12 protein-coding genes are annotated in these 18,286 nt (G+C 54.2%); 2 read left to right on the top strand and 10 right to left on the bottom strand.

What is annotated here, in order from left to right; all coding sequences use genetic code 11:
• Position 1 precedes the first annotated feature (1 nt).
• The 4 genes from rsmA to lptD form a co-directional block, all read right to left on the bottom strand.
• On the bottom strand, positions 2-823 hold the full coding sequence (rsmA, locus tag IB196_RS18695; RefSeq protein WP_005124503.1) for a 16S rRNA (adenine(1518)-N(6)/adenine(1519)-N(6))-dimethyltransferase RsmA: 822 nt from the start codon (positions 821-823) through the stop codon (positions 2-4).
• Positions 816-1,808: a 4-hydroxythreonine-4-phosphate dehydrogenase PdxA gene (pdxA, locus tag IB196_RS18690; protein ID WP_040230160.1), complete on the bottom strand. Its 993-nt coding sequence runs from the start codon at positions 1,806-1,808 to the stop codon at positions 816-818. Before pdxA ends, rsmA begins: the two co-directional genes overlap by 8 nt.
• Positions 1,808-3,094 (bottom strand): peptidylprolyl isomerase SurA, encoded by a 1,287-nt coding sequence (gene surA / locus IB196_RS18685; RefSeq protein ID WP_005124505.1) that lies wholly within the window; start codon positions 3,092-3,094, stop codon positions 1,808-1,810. The genes pdxA and surA overlap by 1 nt, the downstream gene beginning before the upstream one ends.
• A gap of 257 nt (positions 3,095-3,351) precedes the next feature.
• Positions 3,352-5,712: an LPS assembly protein LptD gene (gene lptD, locus IB196_RS18680; protein WP_188232452.1), complete on the bottom strand. Its 2,361-nt coding sequence runs from the start codon at positions 5,710-5,712 to the stop codon at positions 3,352-3,354.
• Between the two features lie 254 nt (positions 5,713-5,966).
• Here lptD and djlA point away from each other — a divergent pair, with 254 nt between their 5' ends.
• A complete protein-coding gene (gene djlA / locus IB196_RS18675) occupies positions 5,967-6,782 on the top strand; it encodes a co-chaperone DjlA (protein WP_005124510.1) in 816 nt (271 codons plus the stop codon).
• Positions 6,783-6,877: 95 nt separating this feature from the next.
• Here djlA and rluA read toward each other — a convergent pair whose 3' ends face one another.
• From rluA to araB, 6 genes are all read right to left on the bottom strand, one after another.
• Entirely contained in the window at positions 6,878-7,537 is a 660-nt protein-coding gene (rluA, locus tag IB196_RS18670; protein ID WP_040230158.1) for a bifunctional tRNA pseudouridine(32) synthase/23S rRNA pseudouridine(746) synthase RluA, read from the bottom strand.
• 11 nt (positions 7,538-7,548) lie between these two features.
• The gene (gene rapA, locus IB196_RS18665) at positions 7,549-10,455 is read right to left on the bottom strand and encodes an RNA polymerase-associated protein RapA (RefSeq protein ID WP_005124513.1); all 2,907 of its coding nucleotides are present in this window, start codon (positions 10,453-10,455) and stop codon (positions 7,549-7,551) included.
• Between the two features lie 131 nt (positions 10,456-10,586).
• On the bottom strand, positions 10,587-12,938 hold the full coding sequence (gene polB / locus IB196_RS18660; RefSeq protein WP_149691203.1) for a DNA polymerase II: 2,352 nt from the start codon (positions 12,936-12,938) through the stop codon (positions 10,587-10,589).
• Between the two features lie 91 nt (positions 12,939-13,029).
• On the bottom strand, positions 13,030-13,725 hold the full coding sequence (gene araD / locus IB196_RS18655; protein ID WP_188232453.1) for an L-ribulose-5-phosphate 4-epimerase: 696 nt from the start codon (positions 13,723-13,725) through the stop codon (positions 13,030-13,032).
• A gap of 92 nt (positions 13,726-13,817) precedes the next feature.
• Complete coding sequence (gene araA, locus IB196_RS18650) at positions 13,818-15,320, bottom strand: L-arabinose isomerase (RefSeq protein ID WP_040230154.1); 1,503 nt, start codon at positions 15,318-15,320, stop codon at positions 13,818-13,820.
• Positions 15,321-15,330: 10 nt separating this feature from the next.
• Entirely contained in the window at positions 15,331-17,040 is a 1,710-nt protein-coding gene (araB, locus tag IB196_RS18645) for a ribulokinase (protein ID WP_188232454.1), read from the bottom strand.
• 339 nt (positions 17,041-17,379) lie between these two features.
• On the opposite strand from araB, the gene araC reads away from it, so the two are divergent.
• Positions 17,380-18,225, top strand: coding sequence for an arabinose operon transcriptional regulator AraC (gene araC, locus IB196_RS18640; RefSeq protein WP_005124526.1), 846 nt, complete (start codon positions 17,380-17,382; stop codon positions 18,223-18,225).
• Positions 18,226-18,286 lie beyond the last annotated feature (61 nt).

Genomic DNA, 18,286 nt, shown 5'->3' with positions numbered 1-18,286 from the left:
TTTAACTCTCCTTCGATGGCGCGTTTTCCGACAGATAGTTAGCCATCCGGCAGTATTGCGCGACAGAGATATTTTCCGCTCGCATTGCCGGGTCAATGCCCAACTCTGTGAGTACTTCAACGCTGAACAGATTACCGAGGCTGTTACGTACCGTTTTACGACGCTGATTAAACGCTTCAGTGGTAATACGGCTCAGCACACGAACATCTTTAACCGGGTACGGCATTGTCGCGTGAGGGACCAGACGCACAACCGCAGAATCGACTTTAGGCGCGGGCGTAAATGCCGATGGCGGCACTTCAAGTACCGGAATCACATTGCAGTAATATTGCGCCATGACGCTTAATCGACCATACGCTTTACTGTTTGGCCCTGCAACCAGACGATTGACCACCTCTTTTTGCAACATGAAATGCATGTCGGCAATGGCATCAGTATAGGTAAAAAGATGGAACATCAGCGGCGTGGAGATGTTGTACGGCAGGTTGCCGAACACACGCAGCGGCTGCCCCATTGTTTGGGCAAGTTCGCCGAAGTTCATGGTCATGGCATCTTGCTGATAAATCGTCAGCTTCGGCCCTAAAAACGGGTGCGTTTGCAGGCGCGCGGCGAGATCGCGATCCAGCTCAATGACCGTGAGCTTGTCCAGGCGTTCGCCTACTGGCTCGGTTAACGCAGCCAGGCCCGGGCCGATTTCGACCATAGCCTGACCTTTCTGCGGGTTGATAGCAGAGACAATACTTTCGATCACAAACTGATCGTTGAGGAAGTTTTGCCCGAAACGTTTACGGGCTAAGTGGCCCTGATGGACTCGATTATTCATTGGTATTAACAATCATTTTGATGGCGAGATTAAGCGCCGTAATAAAACTGCCGACATCTGCTTGCCCACGTCCCGCAAGTTCAAGCGCGGTACCGTGATCGACGGATGTGCGAATAAAGGGCAGGCCCAGCGTGATATTCACCCCGCGACCAAATCCCTGGTATTTTAGCACGGGGAGGCCCTGATCGTGGTACATTGCCAGCACGGCATCCGCGTGGTCGAGATATTTGGGCTGAAACAGCGTATCTGCGGGCAGCGGGCCATTTAATTTCATCCCCTGCGCACGCAGTTCATCGAGAACCGGGATAATGGTGTCTATCTCTTCCATTCCCATATGGCCGCCTTCACCGGCATGCGGGTTAAGGCCGCACACCAGAATATGCGGATCGTTCAGGCCAAACTTAGTGCGCAAATCATGATGCAGAATGCCGATCACTTCCCGCAATAATGCCGGGGTAATGGCGTCAGCAACGGCTTTAAGCGGCAGATGTGTGGTCGCCAGGGCAACACGCAGCTCTTCCGTTGCCAGCATCATCACGACTTTCTTCGCCTGTGAACGCTCCTCAAAAAACTCGGTATGCCCGGTAAACGGCACGCCAGCGTCATTGATGACGCCCTTGTGAACGGGGCCGGTTATCAGCGCTGCAAATTCGCCCTGTAGACAACCATCGCAGGCGCGAGCCAGCGTGTCGACTACATATTGCCCATTCTCTACCGCCAGTTGGCCCGCGACGACAGGGGCGCGCAGCGCAACCGGCAATAGCGTCAGCGTACCGGCTGATTGCGGTCGGGCTGGGGTATCTGGAGTATAGGGGAGAAGTGAAAGCGGTAAACCGAGCAGGGTTGCCCGGTCACGGAGTAGCGCGGCATCAGCACAAACAACGAGTTCTACCGGCCACTCGCGCTGTGCTAGCTGGACCACAAGATCCGGACCAATCCCGGCGGGTTCGCCGGGAGTGATCACAACACGTTGAGTTCGAGTCATTAGTTGCTCAAAATTTTAACGTACGCACTGGCGCGCTGTTCCTGCATCCAGGTCGCTGCTTCTTCTGAGAATTTACGGTTCATCAGCATGCGATAAGCTCTGTCTTTCTGTGCCGCGTCAGTTTTATCAACGTTACGCGTATCCAGCAGCTCGATCAGATGCCAGCCGAAAGAGGAGTGCACCGGGGCGCTCATCTGGCCTTTATGAAGTTTGGTCAGCGCATCGCGGAAAGCAGGATCGAAAATATCGGCTGCAGCCCAACCCAGGTCACCGCCCTGGTTTGCTGAACCCGGATCCTGAGAAAACTCTTTAGCGGCTGCTGCAAAGGTCGTTTTACCGCTCTTAATATCAGCTGCAATTTGTTCCAGTTTCAGACGAGCCTGCTGATCGGTCATGATCGGCGACGGTTTCAGCAGAATATGGCGGGCGTGAACTTCAGTCACGGAGACGCTCTGGCTCTGGCCACGCATATCGTTGACTTTCAAAATATGGAAGCCGACACCTGAACGAATCGGGCCAATAATATCGCCTTTTTTCGCGGTGCTTAACGCCTGAGCAAAGATACCTGGCAGTTCCTGAATACGTCCCCAGCCCATCTGGCCGCCTTTCAGCGCCTGCTGGTCAGCAGAATAAGTGATGGCCAGCTTGCCAAAATCGCTACCGTTACGCGCTTCGTCAACCACAGAACGTGCCTGGCTTTCCGCTTCGTTTACCTGATCGGAAGTTGGGTTTTCCGGCAGTGGGATCAGAATGTGGCTCAGGTTCAGCTCAGTGCTGGCATCATTTTGGTTGCCAACTTGCTGCGCAAGGGCATCAACTTCCTGTGGCAGGATCGTGACGCGACGGCGAACTTCATTATTACGCACTTCAGAGATGGTCATCTCTTTACGGATCTGGTTGCGATAGGTCGAATAACTCAGACCATCCTGAGCCAGACGGCTGCGCATTTGATCCAGCGTCATATTGTTCTGCTTGGCAATGTTGGCAATAGCCTGATCCAACTGCTCATCAGAGATTTTTACGCCCATCTTCTGACCCATCTGCAGAACGATTTGATCCATGATCAAACGTTCCAGGATCTGATGACGAAGCGTGGCATCGTCCGGTAATTGCTGACCTGCCTGACCCGCGTTCAGTTTTACTGACTGCATTAAGCCATCGACGTCGCTTTCCAGAACGACGCCGTTATTGACGACGGCTGCGACTTTATCGACTACCTGTGGGGCAGCGAAACTGGTATTCGCGACCATGGCGATACCGAGAAGCAGCGTTTTCCAGTTCTTCATACTTTTTCCATTATCAATTAACCGCAATGCGGATTACGTTTTATACCCTTCGTCTTTCAAGCCGCATTTTTGTTGGCTGCTGAGTTACTCGTCTCATCCATGAGACTCGCCCTTATGGGCCGTCGCTGTGCGACGTTCAAATCTGTTCCTGACAGATTTGTCACTCACCCCAGTCACTTACTTATGTAAGCTCCTGGGGATTCTCTCAGTTGCCGCCTCAATGCAGCTCGAAATCCATTGGGTATCAATTAATCAGATCATAAAGAGCTTTGATACGGCAAAATGTTCGAACGCAGCATCTGGTTGGTGCCAAGGCCATAGTTGGAGCTCAGGCCACGCAGTTCGATATTAAAGCCGATCGAGTTGTCATATACCGCGTGTTTCTGGGTGTCATCCCAACCATTCAGCTTACGTTCGTAGCCGACGCGAATGGCATAACAGCAGGAGTTGTACTGCAAGCCCAGCATGGAATCCGCCACTTTGTTCACATTGGTATCGAAGTAGTAAGCTCCGACGATTGACCAACGCTCAGCGATCGGCACGCTCGCCACTGCACCCACCTGAGAAATCCCGTTTTTATACTGATCTGCTGTAGAGTAATACGACGGCAGTGTCGCCTGGATATATTCCGGGCTGGCATAGCGGTAGTTCAACTGCAGCATACGGTTTTCGTCGCGGCGGTACTCGATGCTGCTGCTGCTGGTGGCGACACTGTCCAGACGCGTGTCGTACTGGATCCCACCGCGTAAACCCCAACGATCGGAGATGCGCCAGTAGGTATCACCTGCCCATACCAATGAACCGGTTTTGTCGTCATTCTCCCATTTTATGTTGTCATCGCCAGTGCGAGACTCGGTGAAATAGTAGATTTGACCCACAGAAATATTAAAACGTTCAACGGCCGCGTCATCATAAACGCGAGATGTGACACCTGTCGTTACCTGGTTAGCGGAGGCAATACGATCCAGACCGCCATAGGTACGGTCACGGAACAGGCCACTGTAGTCAGCTTGCAGCAGGGAAGAGTCATAGTTATAGATATGACTTTGGTTGCGATATGGCACATACAAATACTGCGCACGCGGCTCCAGCGTCTGGGTATAGCCTGGCGCCAGCATTTCCATGTCACGTTCGAATACCAACTTACCGTCGACTTTGAACTGCGGCATGACGCGGTTAGCGGAGTCGTCGAGCTTATTTACGTTACCCGGATTGTTGTTGTACCAGTCCAGATTGGTCTGTTGGTAGTGCGTCGCCATCAGCTTCGCTTCAGTGTTGATACTTCCCCACTGATTGGATAGCGGCAGATTGATGGTCGGCTCAAGGTGAACACGCGTCGCTTCCGGCATGTCGTCATTGGTATTGACGAAATGCACCGCCTGTCCATAAATACGGGTATCAAATGGACCAACGTCATTCTGATAGTAGTTAACGTCTAACTGCGGCTGCGCAGAGTAGCTGTTACTGTTTGTGGCATCGAAGACCTGGAACTGCTTGGTCGATACCGTGGCGTCAAAGTTCTGCACCGCGTAGCCGACGCTGAATTTTTGCGTGGCGTAGCCGTCGGTACTTGAGCCGTATTTATTATCGAAATCATTAAAGTAGCTGGTGTCGCTGACCTTGGTGTAGTCGACATTGAAACGCCACACCTGGTCCATGACCCCAGCGTGCTGCCAGTAGAACAGCCAGCGACGGGAATTGTCATCTTTCGGATGTTCGTCGTCGTAGACCCGGTCGGAATTCAGATAATCGAGTTCCATCAGACCTGTGCCCGCCTGGGTCAGGTAACGGAATTCGTTCTCCCACATAATGCCGCCACGGCGATGCATATAATGCGGCGTAATGGTGGCGTCCATGTTGGGCGCGATATTCCAGTAATACGGCAGGTAGAACTCAAAATAGTTCTTGGTGGAGTATTTTGCGTTCGGGATCAAGAAACCGGAACGGCGCTTATCGCCGACAGGGAGTTGTAAATAGGGGCTGTAAAACACAGGAACTGGGCCCAGCTTAAAACGGGCGTTCCAGATTTCAGCGACCTGTTCTTCACGGTCATGGATCACTTCGCTACCGACGACGCTCCAGGTATTGGAACCCGGAAGACAGGAGGTAAAACTGCCGTTTTCCAGAATGGTATAGCGATTCTCACCGCGCTGTTTCATCAGGTCTGCTTTCCCGCGCCCCTGGCGTCCCACCATCTGGTAGTCACCTTCCCAGACGTTGGTGTCTTTCGTATTCAGGTTTGCCCAACCCTTTGGTCCCTTCAGAATGACCTGGTTGTCATCATAATGGACGTTGCCCAGCGCATCGACGGTACGAACGGGAGCGGGTTGACCTTCGGCCTGCTTTTGATGAAGCTGCACTTCATCGGCTTGTAGGCGGCTGTTACCCTGCGCAATATCCACGTTGCCGGTAAACACGGCGTCATCAGGGTAGTTCCCTTTCGCGTGATCGGCATTGATGGTGACGGGTAATTCATTGGTCTCGCCCTGCACCAGAGGACGGTTATAGCTTGGCACGCCCAACATGCACTGTGAGGCGAGATCGGCTGCCAGACCCTGTTGGCTATAAAGGGCGCTGGCAATCATGGTGGCCAGAAGAGTGGGAATACGTTTTTTCATACGTTGTATTTATTGTTCCATCATCAGTAGCGTCGCGCGTGACAAACGGTCACAGCCTAACTTATCTCATCTTCACTGCGCTAGTGTTAATCCTGCCGATTAAGGCTCCGTGGTGTTAGGCACGGCATTGAATGACAGGTATGATAATGCAAATTATAGGCGATGTCCCACAATTGACCGCAGCCGTAAAACGGTAAAAGCACCTTATATTGTGGGACATAGCCTGGCCAAGAGCATAAAGATTTGGGGAATGTATGCAGTATTGGGGAAAGATTATTGGTGTGGCCGTGGCCTTAATGATGGGCGGCGGCTTCTGGGGAGTGGTGTTAGGCCTGTTAGTTGGCCATATGTTCGACAAAGCCCGCATGCGCAAAATGGCGTGGTTCGCCAACCAACGAGAGCGTCAGGCGCTGTTTTTTGCCACCACTTTTGAGGTGATGGGGCATTTGACCAAATCCAAAGGACGCGTCACGGAAGCCGATATTCATATCGCCAGCCAGCTGATGGACCGGATGAATTTACACGGCGACTCGCGTACAGCCGCGCAACACGCGTTCCGGGTGGGAAAATCGGATAATTACCCATTACGTGAAAAGATGCGTCAGTTTCGCAGCGTCTGCTTTGGGCGATTCGATCTGATCCGCATGTTCCTGGAGATTCAGATTCAGGCGGCATTTGCCGATGGATCGTTGCACCCTAACGAGCGTGAAGTGCTGTATGTGATTGCTGAAGAATTGGGGATCTCACGAACCCAATTTGATCAGTTCCTGCGTATGATGCAGGGCGGCGCGCAGTTTGGCGGTGGATATCAGCAGCAGTCCGGCGGCGGTGGCTGGCAGCAGGCGCAACGTGGCCCGACGCTGGAAGACGCCTGCAATGTGCTGGGTGTGAAAGCGACCGATGATGCGACCACCATTAAGCGCGCCTATCGTAAGCTGATGAGCGAGCACCATCCGGACAAACTGGTTGCGAAAGGCCTGCCGCCAGAAATGATGGAAATGGCGAAGCAAAAAGCGCAGGAAATTCAAAAAGCCTACGAGCTAATTAAAGAACAGAAAGGCTTTAAATAATCGTTATGCCGGATGCGGCTAGCGCCTTATCCGGCCTACGGTAATGAATGTAGGCCGGGCAAGCGAAGCGCCCCCGGCATAAATTGGCTCAGAATTTAAAAATCCGCCGGGACTTTAAACGTCATACTGTTGCCGTATTCGGGATGGGTGATGGTTAACATCTCTGCATGCAGCAGCAGTCTCGGTGCCATTGCCAGCGCCTCCGGTGGCGCATAGAAGCGGTCACCCAGAATTGGATGCCCTAACGCCAGCATATGCACGCGTAGCTGATGGGAACGTCCAGTAATGGGTTTGAGCACCACCCGGGCGGTATTATCCGCGGCAAACTCCACGACTTCGTATTCTGTTTGCGCTGATTTTCCGGTTTCATAACACACTTTCTGCTTTGGCCGATTCGGCCAGTCGCAAATCAGTGGTAAATCTACCAGCCCTTCAGCGGGGGACGGATGTCCCCACACGCGCGCGACATACTGTTTCTTCGGTTCGCGTTCGCGAAACTGGCGTTTTAGCTCGCGCTCTGCCGCTTTCGTTAGTGCCACTACAATCACGCCGCTGGTGGCCATATCCAGACGATGGACAGATTCAGCCTGCGGATAGTCGCGCTGAATACGCGTCATCACGCTGTCTTTGTGTTCATCCAGACGACCCGGCACGGACAACAAGCCGCTCGGCTTGTTGACCACCATAATATGCTCATCCTGATACAGGATAACCAGCCAGGGTTCCTGCGGCGGATTGTAGTTTTCCATCCCCATGTATGGCTCCGTTACTGATGCGTCACGACGATCAGGCGCAGGGCATCCAGACGCCATCCCGCCTGATCCAGGCTTTCCATCACCTGCTGACGGTTGCTTTCAATTGCGCTGAGTTCGTCATCACGGATGTTCGGGTTAACGGCGCGCAGCGCTTCCAGACGGGAGAGTTCCGCCGTCAGTTTTTCGTCCGCTTCTTTACGCGCCGCGTCGATCAGCGCGCGAGCCGATTTTTCCACCTGCGCTTCACCGAGTTGCAGAATGGCATGAACGTCCTGCTGCACGGCGTTGACCAGTTTACTGCCGGTGTGGCGGTTAACGGCGCTGAGCTGACGGTTAAAGGTTTCGAATTCAACCTGTGCGGCAAGGTTATTGCCGTTTTTATCCAGCAGCATACGTACCGGCGTTGGCGGCAGGAAGCGGTTTAACTGCAGCTGTTTCGGTGCCTGCGCTTCAACCACATACACCAGCTCAACCAGCAGAGTGCCGACCGGCAATGCTTTGTTTTTCAACAACGAAATGGTGCTACTGCCGGTATCGCCGGAGAGGATGAGATCCAGACCATTACGGATCAGCGGATGCTCCCAGGTAATAAACTGCGCGTCTTCACGCGACAGGGCGACATCACGTTCGAACGTGATGGTGCAGCCATCTTCCGGCAATCCAGGGAAATCTGGCACCAGCATATGATCGGACGGCGTCAGCACGATCAAATTGTCACCACGGTCATCCTGATTAATACCAACGATATCAAACAGGTTCATGGCGAAGGCGATCAGGCTGGTATCGTCGTCCTGCTCTTCAATGCTCTCAGCCAGTGCCAGCGCTTTTTCACCGCCGTTAGAGTGGATCTCCAGCAGACGATCGCGACCTTGCTCCAGTTGCGCTTTCAATGCGTCATGTTGTTCGCGGCAGGTTTTGATCAGATCATCAAAGCCATCGGTATTTTCTGGCTCCGCCAGGTAGCCGATCAGGTTGTTATATACCGTGTCATAGATGGTACGTCCGGTCGGGCAGGTGTGTTCGAACGCATCCAGACCTTCGTGGTACCAACGCACCAGTACGGATTGCGCGGTTTTTTCCAGGTACGGAACGTGAATCTGAATATCATGCGCCTGACCGATACGGTCCAGACGACCAATACGCTGTTCCAGCAGGTCCGGGTTGAACGGCAGGTCAAACATCACCAGATTACTGGCGAACTGGAAGTTACGTCCCTCGGAGCCGATTTCGGAGCACAGCATTACCTGCGCGCCGCTATCTTCTTCGCTAAACCAGGCCGCAGCGCGGTCACGTTCAATGATCGACATCCCTTCATGGAACACGGCGGCGCGGATACCTTCACGCTCGCGCAGCACCTGCTCCAGTTGCAGCGCGGTGGTGGCTTTTGCACAGATAACCAGTACTTTTTGCGAGCGATGGCTGGTCAGGTAGCCCATCAGCCATTCCACGCGCGGATCAAAGTTCCACCAGGTGCCGGTGTCGCCTTCGAATTCCTGATAAATCTGTTCCGGGTAGAGCATGTCGCGCGCCCGGTCTTCTGCACTCTTACGCGCGCCCATAATGCCGGAGACTTTAATCGCCGTCTGGTATTGGGTTGGCAGCGGCAGCTTGATGGTATGCAGTTCGCGTTTCGGGAAGCCTTTCACGCCGTTACGGGTGTTACGGAACAGCACGCGGCTGGTGCCGTGTCTGTCCATCAGCATTGAAACCAGCTCCTGACGCGCGCTCTGGGCGTCTTCGCTGTCGCTGTTTGCCGCCTGCAATAACGGTTCAATGTCCTGTTCGCCAATCATGTCGCCTAACATGTTCAGCTCATTGTTGCTCAGCTTGTTGCCTGCCAGCAGCATAGCGACGGCATCGGCGACCGGACGGTAATTTTTCTGTTCTTCAACAAACTGGGCGAAATCGTGGAAACGGCTGGGGTCCAGCAGGCGCAGGCGCGCAAAGTGGCTTTCCAGGCCTAGCTGTTCCGGCGTTGCGGTCAGCAGCAGGATGCCCGGTACGCGTTCTGCCAGTTGTTCAACGGCCATATATTCACGGCTGGGCGCGTCTTCGCTCCACACCAGGTGATGGGCTTCATCGACAATCAGCAGATCCCATTCGGCGTCACACAGATGCTCCAGGCGCTGTTTACTGCGACGGGCAAAGTCCAGCGAACAGATAACCAACTGTTCGGTTTCAAACGGGTTGTAGGCATCGTGCTGCGCTTCTGCATAACGCTCATCATCAAACAGCGCAAAGCGCAGGTTGAAACGACGCAGCATTTCGACCAGCCACTGGTGCTGTAACGTCTCCGGGACGATAATCAGCACGCGCTCTGCGGCGCCTGACAGCAGCTGTTGATGCAGGATCATCCCGGCTTCAATGGTTTTACCTAAACCTACTTCGTCAGCCAGCAATACGCGAGGAGCATGACGACGGCCGACGTCGTGGGCGATGTTGAGCTGGTGGGGGATCAGGCTGGTACGTTGACCACGCAAACCACTCCACGGCATACGGTACTGTTCGCTCTGAAATTTACGCGCACGATAGCGCAGCGCAAAGCGATCCATACGGTCAATCTGGCCGGCAAACAGGCGATCCTGTGGTTTGCTGAATACCAGCTTGCTGTCGAGCAGAACTTCACGCAGCGTTACACCGGTTTCTTCGGTATCAAGGCGGGTTCCGATATAGGCAAGCAGGCCGTTTTCTTCTTTTACTTCATCGACATGCAGTTGCCAGCCTTCATGGCTTGTTATCGTATCACCAGGATTGAACATCACGCGGGTCACGGGGGAATCACTGCGCGCATACAGACGGTTTTCGCCCGTCGAAGAGAAAAGTAATGTGACGGTTCGCGCATCCATGGCGACAACGGTACCAAGTCCCAATTCGCTTTCTGTATCGCTGATCCAGCGTTGACCAAGTGTAAAAGGCATATATGTTCGGCTCTATATCTTTAGTTGCAGGCAATACTCACCCTCTGCCAGAGTAAAGTGGCAGCAAGTGTATTGGGGTCCAGGAATGGAAAGGGCGCTATGGTACTGGATGGCGACGGTTTCGTCACGCGTCAAAATAACCCCAGTTGCCCTGTGAGTAGTGTAGCAAAGTTATCATCGATAAAGGGAAGTATTCCCTCGGCTACGGGCTGGATCTGCCGGGTCAAATAGTGCTCGTAGTCAAGGGCTGAAAGCTGATAATCCACGGGTTCTGGACCATTTATCGTCCAGACATATTTAATGGTGCCGCGATTCTGATACTGCGGCGGACGTCCCAGCTTTACATTTTGCTCATCGGCGAGGCGCGCGGCGCGCACGTGTGGCGGCACATTGCGCTGGTATTCGCTTAACGGGCGACGCAGGCGTTTGCGATACACCAGTTGGTCGTCCAGTTCACCCGCCATCAGACGGTCGATAGTCTCGCGAACAAACTCCTGGTAAGGCTCGTTGCGAAAAATTCGCAGGTACAGCGCCTGCTGAAACTGCTGAGCCAGCGGCGTCCAGTCAGTTCGTACCGTTTCCAGGCCCTTAAATACCATGCGCTGCTCTGTACCTTCCTGAATCATCCCGGCGTAACGCTTTTTGCTGCCGGTATCAGCGCCGCGTATGGTCGGCATCAGAAAGCGACAAAAGTGGGTTTCAAACTCCAGCTCCAGCGCACTGGTCAGTTTTTGTTGTTTCAGCGACTGCGCCCACCAGTCGTTGACGTAGCTCACCAGTTCCCGCCCAATCCGGGCCGCATCGGCTTCCGAATGCGCTTTTTTAAGCCAGACAAAAGTGGAGTCGGTATCGCCATAGATGACGTCGTAACCCTGAGCTTCAATCAGCGCTTTGGTCTGACGCATGATCGCGTGGCCACGCATGGTGATGGACGAAGCCAGCCTCGGGTCGAAAAAGCGGCAGGCGGTGGTTCCCAGCACGCCGTAAAACGCATTCATGATGATTTTCAGCGCCTGCGAGAGCGGTTTATTGCCGTGGCGTTTTGCTTCTTCGCGCCCATGCCAGATCCGGGTCACGATTTCCGGCAGGCAGTGCTTTTCACGAGAGAACCAGGCGTCAAGGAACCCTTCGGTACTGTGCTCCTTATCCGGATGCGCCATCCCTTCGATAAGCCCCACTGGATCGATCAAGAAAGTACGAATAATTGACGGGTACAGGCTTTTGTAATCCAGCACCAGCACGGAGTCGTACAGACCCGGGCGTGAGTCCATCACGTAGCCGCCGGGGCTGGCGTGGGCAGGGATTTCACCCAGATTCGGTGCCACATAGCCCGCCCGATGCATGCGCGGCAGGTAGAGATGACCAAAGGCGGCGACCGAACCGCCGTGCCTGTCGACCGGCAGGCCGTTAACCGTTGAACGCTCCAGCAGAAACGGCATGATCTCGGTTTTATGAAAAATGCGGGTGACCAGTTCACAGTCTTTGAGATTGTAGGTGGCAAGCGCGGGCTTATCGTGGGCAAACCGGCGATCGATTTCGTCCATTCTGTCCCATGGGTTATCGATCGACTTCCCTTCACCCAGTAGCTCCTGCGACACCGTTTCCAGCGAAAATGACGAGAAATTCCAGAATGCGGATTTGAGCGCCTCAATGCCGTCAATAATCAGACGACCTTTAGCCTGCGCGAAGAAGACGCCATTTTTGAAGCCATGCTCGCGCCACTCCAGCTCGCTGTTATCCCGACCAAAAAGCAGGGGAATACGGTAGCGTTCGGCGTGCTTTTGCAGGACGCGTAAATCGAACTGCACGACGTTCCAGCCGATAATGACATCAGGATCGTGACGGGCAACCCAGTCGTTGAGCTTTTCCAGTAGCAGCGGACGGCTTGCGACGTACTCAAGTTCAAAATCCAGCGCCGAGGCATTACCGTTTTCCGGGCCGAGCATGTAGACAATTCGCTGCCCGCAGCCTTCAAGGCCGATGCAGTAGAGTTCGCCGTGGCGCGTGGTTTCGATATCCAGCGAGACCCATTTCAACGGTGGTCGGTAGTCCGGGTTCGGCTTCAGGCGGGCATTAATCAGTGTGTTGTTTTGAGGAGTACCTTCGACCCAAACCGGGGAGGTAATAAAACGTTCCATCAGATAACGTTCTGGTGGACGCACATCGGCCTCGTAAACCGTTACACCATTTTCGCGCAGCAGTTTTTCCAGCCTCATAAGCTGGCGATGTGAGTGGCAATACAGGCCAGAAACGGGCTGACGGTGAAAGTCTTGCAGCTGAAGCGGCTCCAGGCGATAGCCTTTTTCGGTGCGTAATAATGTGGTGACGCGGGGGATCTGACTGGTGGGGATAAAAGCGACCGACTCCTGCGGTGCAAGCGTGACCTGCAATGGCCCGCTGTCCGTTGCCAGCCAGAATGAAACCTCTGTCCCCTGCGGGGTATCCCGCCAGTGTCGGGTTAGAATAAAGCCTGCCTGCGCCACGCTGTGTATCCATTAAAAAACCAGGCATTATTATAGCCTGGTTCTGATAGATTGGCTGTGATTTTATACAGTTGTTATGTGTCAGCAGGGACTACTGCCCGTAGTAGGCTTTTGCGCCGTGTTTGCGCAGGTAGTGTTTATCCAGCAGGGTTTGCTGCATATCCGGCAATTGCGGCGCAAGCTGGCGGCAGAAGATCCCCATATAGGCCACTTCTTCCAGCACGATGGCGTTGTGTACGGCATCTTCAGCATTTTTTCCCCAGGCAAACGGACCGTGAGAGTGCACCAGCACGCCTGGCATCTGCGAAGCGTCAATGCCTTGTTTCTCAAAGGCTTCGACGATCACATTCCCGGTTTCCCATTCATATTCGCCGTTGATTTCTTCCTCGGTCATTTTCCGTGTGCAGGGAATCGTGCCGTAGAAATAGTCCGCATGAGTGGTTCCCGTGGCCGGAATAGACTGACCTGCCTGCGCCCAGATGGTTGCGTGACGGGAATGGGTGTGAACAATGCCGCCAATGGTCGGGAATGCCTGGTACAGCAGACGGTGCGTTGGGGTATCAGAAGAGGGTTTTTTCTGGCCTTCCACCACTTCGCCTGTTGCAATACTGACAACGACCATATCGTCGGCAGTCATTACGCTGTAATCGACACCGGATGGTTTAATCACAAATACGCCGCGTTCGCGATCGACGGCGCTAACGTTGCCCCAGGTCAGGGTGACCAGGTTGTGCTTAGGCAACGCCAGATTGGCTTCCAGCACCTGACGTTTAAGATCTTCTAGCATGTTAACTCCTGAATGCCGGATGGCGCTTCGCTTATCCGGCCTACGGTGATTTGTAGGCCCGGTAAACGCAGTGCCACCGGGCAATCCGTACTTTAGCGTTTAAAACCGTAATACACGTCATTCCAGCGCAGTGCGTCTTTAAAGGCTGGCAGGCGGGTATCGTTGTCGATCACGGCGATCTCGATATCGTGCATTTCAGCGAACTGGCGCATATCGTTCAGATCCAGCGCGTGGCTGAAGACGGTGTGATGTGCGCCGCCGGCGAGGATCCAGGCTTCAGATGCGGTTGGCAGATCCGGCTGGGCTTTCCACAGTGCGTTTGCCACCGGCAGTTTCGGCAGGGAGTGCGGCGTTTGTACCGTGTCGATACAGTTAACCAGCAGGCGAAAACGATCGCCGAGATCGATCAGGCTGGCAACCACGGCCGGGCCGGTTTTGGTGTTGAAGATCAGACGGGCAGGATCGTCTTTACCGCCAATGCCGAGGTGCTGTACGTCGAGGATCGGTTTCTCTTCCACCGCGATAGACGGGCACACTTCCAACATGTGCGAACCGAGTACCAGATCGTTGCCTTTCTCGAAGTGGTAGGTGTAATCCTCCATAAATGAGGTGCCGCCCTGCAGACCGGTTGACATCACCTTCATGATGCGAAGCAGAGCGGCGGTTTTCCAGTCGCCTTCGCCCGCAAAGCCGTAGCCTTGCTGCATCAGACGCTGTACGGCCAGACCCGGAAGCTGTTTCAGACCGTGTAAATCTTCAAATGTGGTGGTGAAGGCGTGGAATCCGCCCTGTTCCAGGAAGCGCTTCATCCCCAGTTCAATACGGGCCGCTTCCAGGACGTTCTGACGTTTTTCACCGTGGACTTGCGTTGCCGCCGTCATGGTATAGGTGCTTTCATACTCATCGATGAGCGCGTTGATTTCGCCGTCGCTAATTGCGTTCACGACCTGTACCAGATCGCCCACGGCCCAGGTGTTTACCGAGAAGCCGAATTTGATCTGCGCGGCAACTTTATCGCCATCGGTGACCGCAACTTCGCGCATGTTGTCGCCAAAACGGCAGACTTTCAGATGGCGAGTGTCCTGTTTGGACACGGCCTGGCGCATCCAGGAGCCGATGCGTTCGTGTGCCTGTTTGTCCTGCCAGTGACCGGTGACCACGGCGTGCTGCTGACGCATACGTGCGCCGATAAAGCCGAACTCACGGCCGCCGTGCGCGGTTTGGTTCAGGTTCATAAAGTCCATATCAATGCTGTCCCACGGCAGGGCGGCGTTGAACTGGGTGTGGAACTGAAGTAGCGGTTTATTAAGGATAGTCAGGCCGTTGATCCACATTTTCGCCGGCGAGAAGGTGTGCAGCCACACCACCATACCTGCGCATTTGTCGTCGTAGTTGGCGTCGCGACAGATGTTGGTTATTTCATCCGGACGCGTACCCAGCGGTTTTAACACCAGTTTGCAGGGCAGTTTAGCTTCGGTATTCAGTGCGTTAACGACGTGCTCCGCATGTTGGGTTACCTGACGCAGGGTTTCAGGGCCATACAGATGCTGGCTACCAATCACAAACCACACTTCATAGTTATCAAAAATCGTCATTGTCGTGTCCTTAATGTGTCAGGGTTGCCAGGTCTACCGGGGCTTGTTGCGCCGGAGTGGCAGTCGGAAGGTATTGTTGTTCAGCGCTAATCGCCCACTGCTGGTAGCGGCGGTAAAGCTGTTCAAAACGTTGAGCCTGTTCTGGACGAGGTTGCAGCGTGTTTTCCACGGCACTCGCCATTTTTTGCTGAGCGGCCGGGATATCGGCGTGTACTTTCGCGGCAACGGCGGCGAAGATAGCCGCGCCAAGTGCGCAGCACTGGTCGGAAGCGACAATCTGTAGCGGACGGTTTAGCACGTCACAGCAGGCCTGCATGATGACCGGGTTTTTACGGGCGATACCGCCTAACGCCATCACGTTATTAACCGCAATGCCTTGATCGGTGAAGCATTCCTGAATGGCACGTGCGCCAAAGGCCGTGGCGGCAATCAGCCCACCGAACAGCGCTGGTGCGTCGGTGGCCAGATTGAGATCGGTAATCACCCCTTTCAAACGCTGGTTGGCATTGGGCGTACGGCGACCGTTAAACCAGTCGAGCACCACCGGCAGGTGATCCAGCGACGGATTTTTCGCCCAGGCTTCGGTGAGCGCTGGCAGCAGTTGTTTTTGGCTGGCTTTAATCTGGGTCTTCAGCTCCGGATGCTGCGCGGCAAGCTGCTCCAGCGGCCAGCTCAACACGCGGCTAAACCAGGCATAGATATCGCCGAATGCGGACTGCCCCGCCTCAAGGCCAATAAAATCAGGCACTACGCTGCCATCAACCTGGCCGCATATGCCTTTCACCGCGCGTTCGCCGACGCTGTGTTTGTCGGCAATCAGAATGTCGCAGGTCGACGTGCCGATGACTTTTACCAGCGTATTGGGTTGTGCGCCCGCGCCGACCGCACCCATATGGCAGTCAAAAGCGCCGCCTGCAATCACCACGCTTTCCGGTAGCCCCAGACGCTGCGCCCACTCGGCGCACAGGGTGCCAACCGGCAGGTCGGCGGTGAAGGTATCGGTAAACATTGGGTATGGCAGATGGTGGTTAAGGATGGGGTCGAGCTCATCAAAGAAACTGGCTGGCGGTAGGCCGCCCCAGCTTTCATGCCACAGGGATTTGTGTCCGGCGCTGCAACGTCCGCGGCGAATATCCTGTGGACGTACGGTATTGGAGAGCAGGGCCGGAACCCAGTCGCACAGCTCAATCCATGAAACCGCAGCCTCTGCGACCGCGTCATCCTGGCGGGTTACATGTAGGATTTTGGCCCAGAACCATTCGCTGGAATAAATACCGCCGATATAGCGGGAGTAATCGATCTTGCCCGGTGCGTGGCACAGACGGGTAATTTCTTCAGCTTCTTCGACTGAGGTGTGATCTTTCCACAGGACAAACATTGCATTCGGGTTTTCAGCGAACTCCGGACGCAGCGCCAGTACGTTGCCCTCGGCATCGATAGGTGCCGGGGTTGAGCCGGTACTGTCAACGCCAATCCCGACCACTTCCGCGCGCTGTTCAGCGCTCAGTTCGGCCAGCACGGTTTTCAGCGCCGCTTCCATGGATTCAATGTAGTCGCGCGGATGATGGCGAAACTGGTTGTTTGGGCCATCGCAATACTGCCCTTCCTGCCAACGTGGATACCACTCAACGCTGGTGGCGATCTCTTCGCCGGTGGCACATTCCACCGCCAAAGCGCGTACTGAATCACTACCAAAATCGAGGCCAATTGCAATCGCCATCGTCTTACTCCATCCAAAAATACGGGTATGGATAAACAGTAGTGAGTAGCGATAAAAACCGTCAGGCAGGATCCGCTAATCTTATGGATTAAAATGCTGTGGCATCACAAAGTGTGACGCTGTGCAAATAATCAATGTGGACATTTCTGCCGTAGTTATAGACACTTTTGTTAGCCGATTTTGACGTTGGCGTAGTACATGTTTTTTACAAAGAGCTTTTCACAAGCGGGGTTGATGGTCCATTATCGCAAACAAAGCGGCCCGCAGCGGCGACGGCGATGATGTCTGACGTAATATGGACAAATTGTTTCTTGGCAGAACCTAGGGAGTATTGAAATTATGGCTGAAACGCAAAACGATCCCCTGCTACCAGGCTATTCGTTTAACGCGCACTTGGTGGCCGGATTAACCCCCATTGAGGCGAACGGATACCTGGATTTTTTTATCGACCGGCCGCTGGGGATGAAGGGCTATATCCTCAATCTCACCATCCGTGGCGAGGGGGTTATCAATAACCAGGGCAAGCAGTTTGTCTGTCGTCCTGGGGATATTTTGCTGTTTCCGCCCGGAGAAATTCACCACTACGGACGCCATCCTGATGCCAGCGAATGGTACCACCAGTGGGTCTACTTCCGGCCGCGCGCCTACTGGCAGGAGTGGCTGGCCTGGCCGGCAATCTTTGCCCAGACTGGCTTTTTCCGCCCGGACGAAGCGCACCAGCCGCATTTTAACGAACTGTTTGGACAGATCATTCATGCCGGGCAGGGAGAAGGGCGCTATTCCGAACTGTTGGCGATAAACCTGCTGGAGCAATTATTGCTCAGACGTATGGACGCGATTAACGAATCGCTGCATCCGCCGATGGATAACCGCGTGCGCGATGCCTGCCAGTACATCAGCGATCACCTGGCGGACAGTAATTTTGATATTGCCAGCGTCGCACAACACGTCTGCCTGTCGCCTTCCCGTTTGTCGCATCTGTTCCGTCAGCAGTTGGGCATCAGCGTATTAAGCTGGCGTGAGGATCAGCGTATCAGCCAGGCCAAGTTACTGCTGAGCACCACACGTATGCCTATTGCCACGGTGGGTCGCAATGTTGGCTTTGACGACCAACTCTATTTCTCCCGCGTTTTCAAAAAATGCACTGGTGCCAGTCCGAGCGAGTTTCGCGCTGGATGTGAATAAAAAGTGAATGATGTGTCCTGAAAGTTGTCATAACTCGCAATCTATTCAGACAATTGATGGC

The organism is Citrobacter sp. C6_1 (assembly GCF_014596835.2).
In the GTDB taxonomy this organism is placed as follows: domain Bacteria; phylum Pseudomonadota; class Gammaproteobacteria; order Enterobacterales; family Enterobacteriaceae; genus Citrobacter; species Citrobacter pasteurii.
Note: the sequence above shows the minus strand (reverse complement) of the source record. Positions and strands in the feature narration are given on the sequence as shown.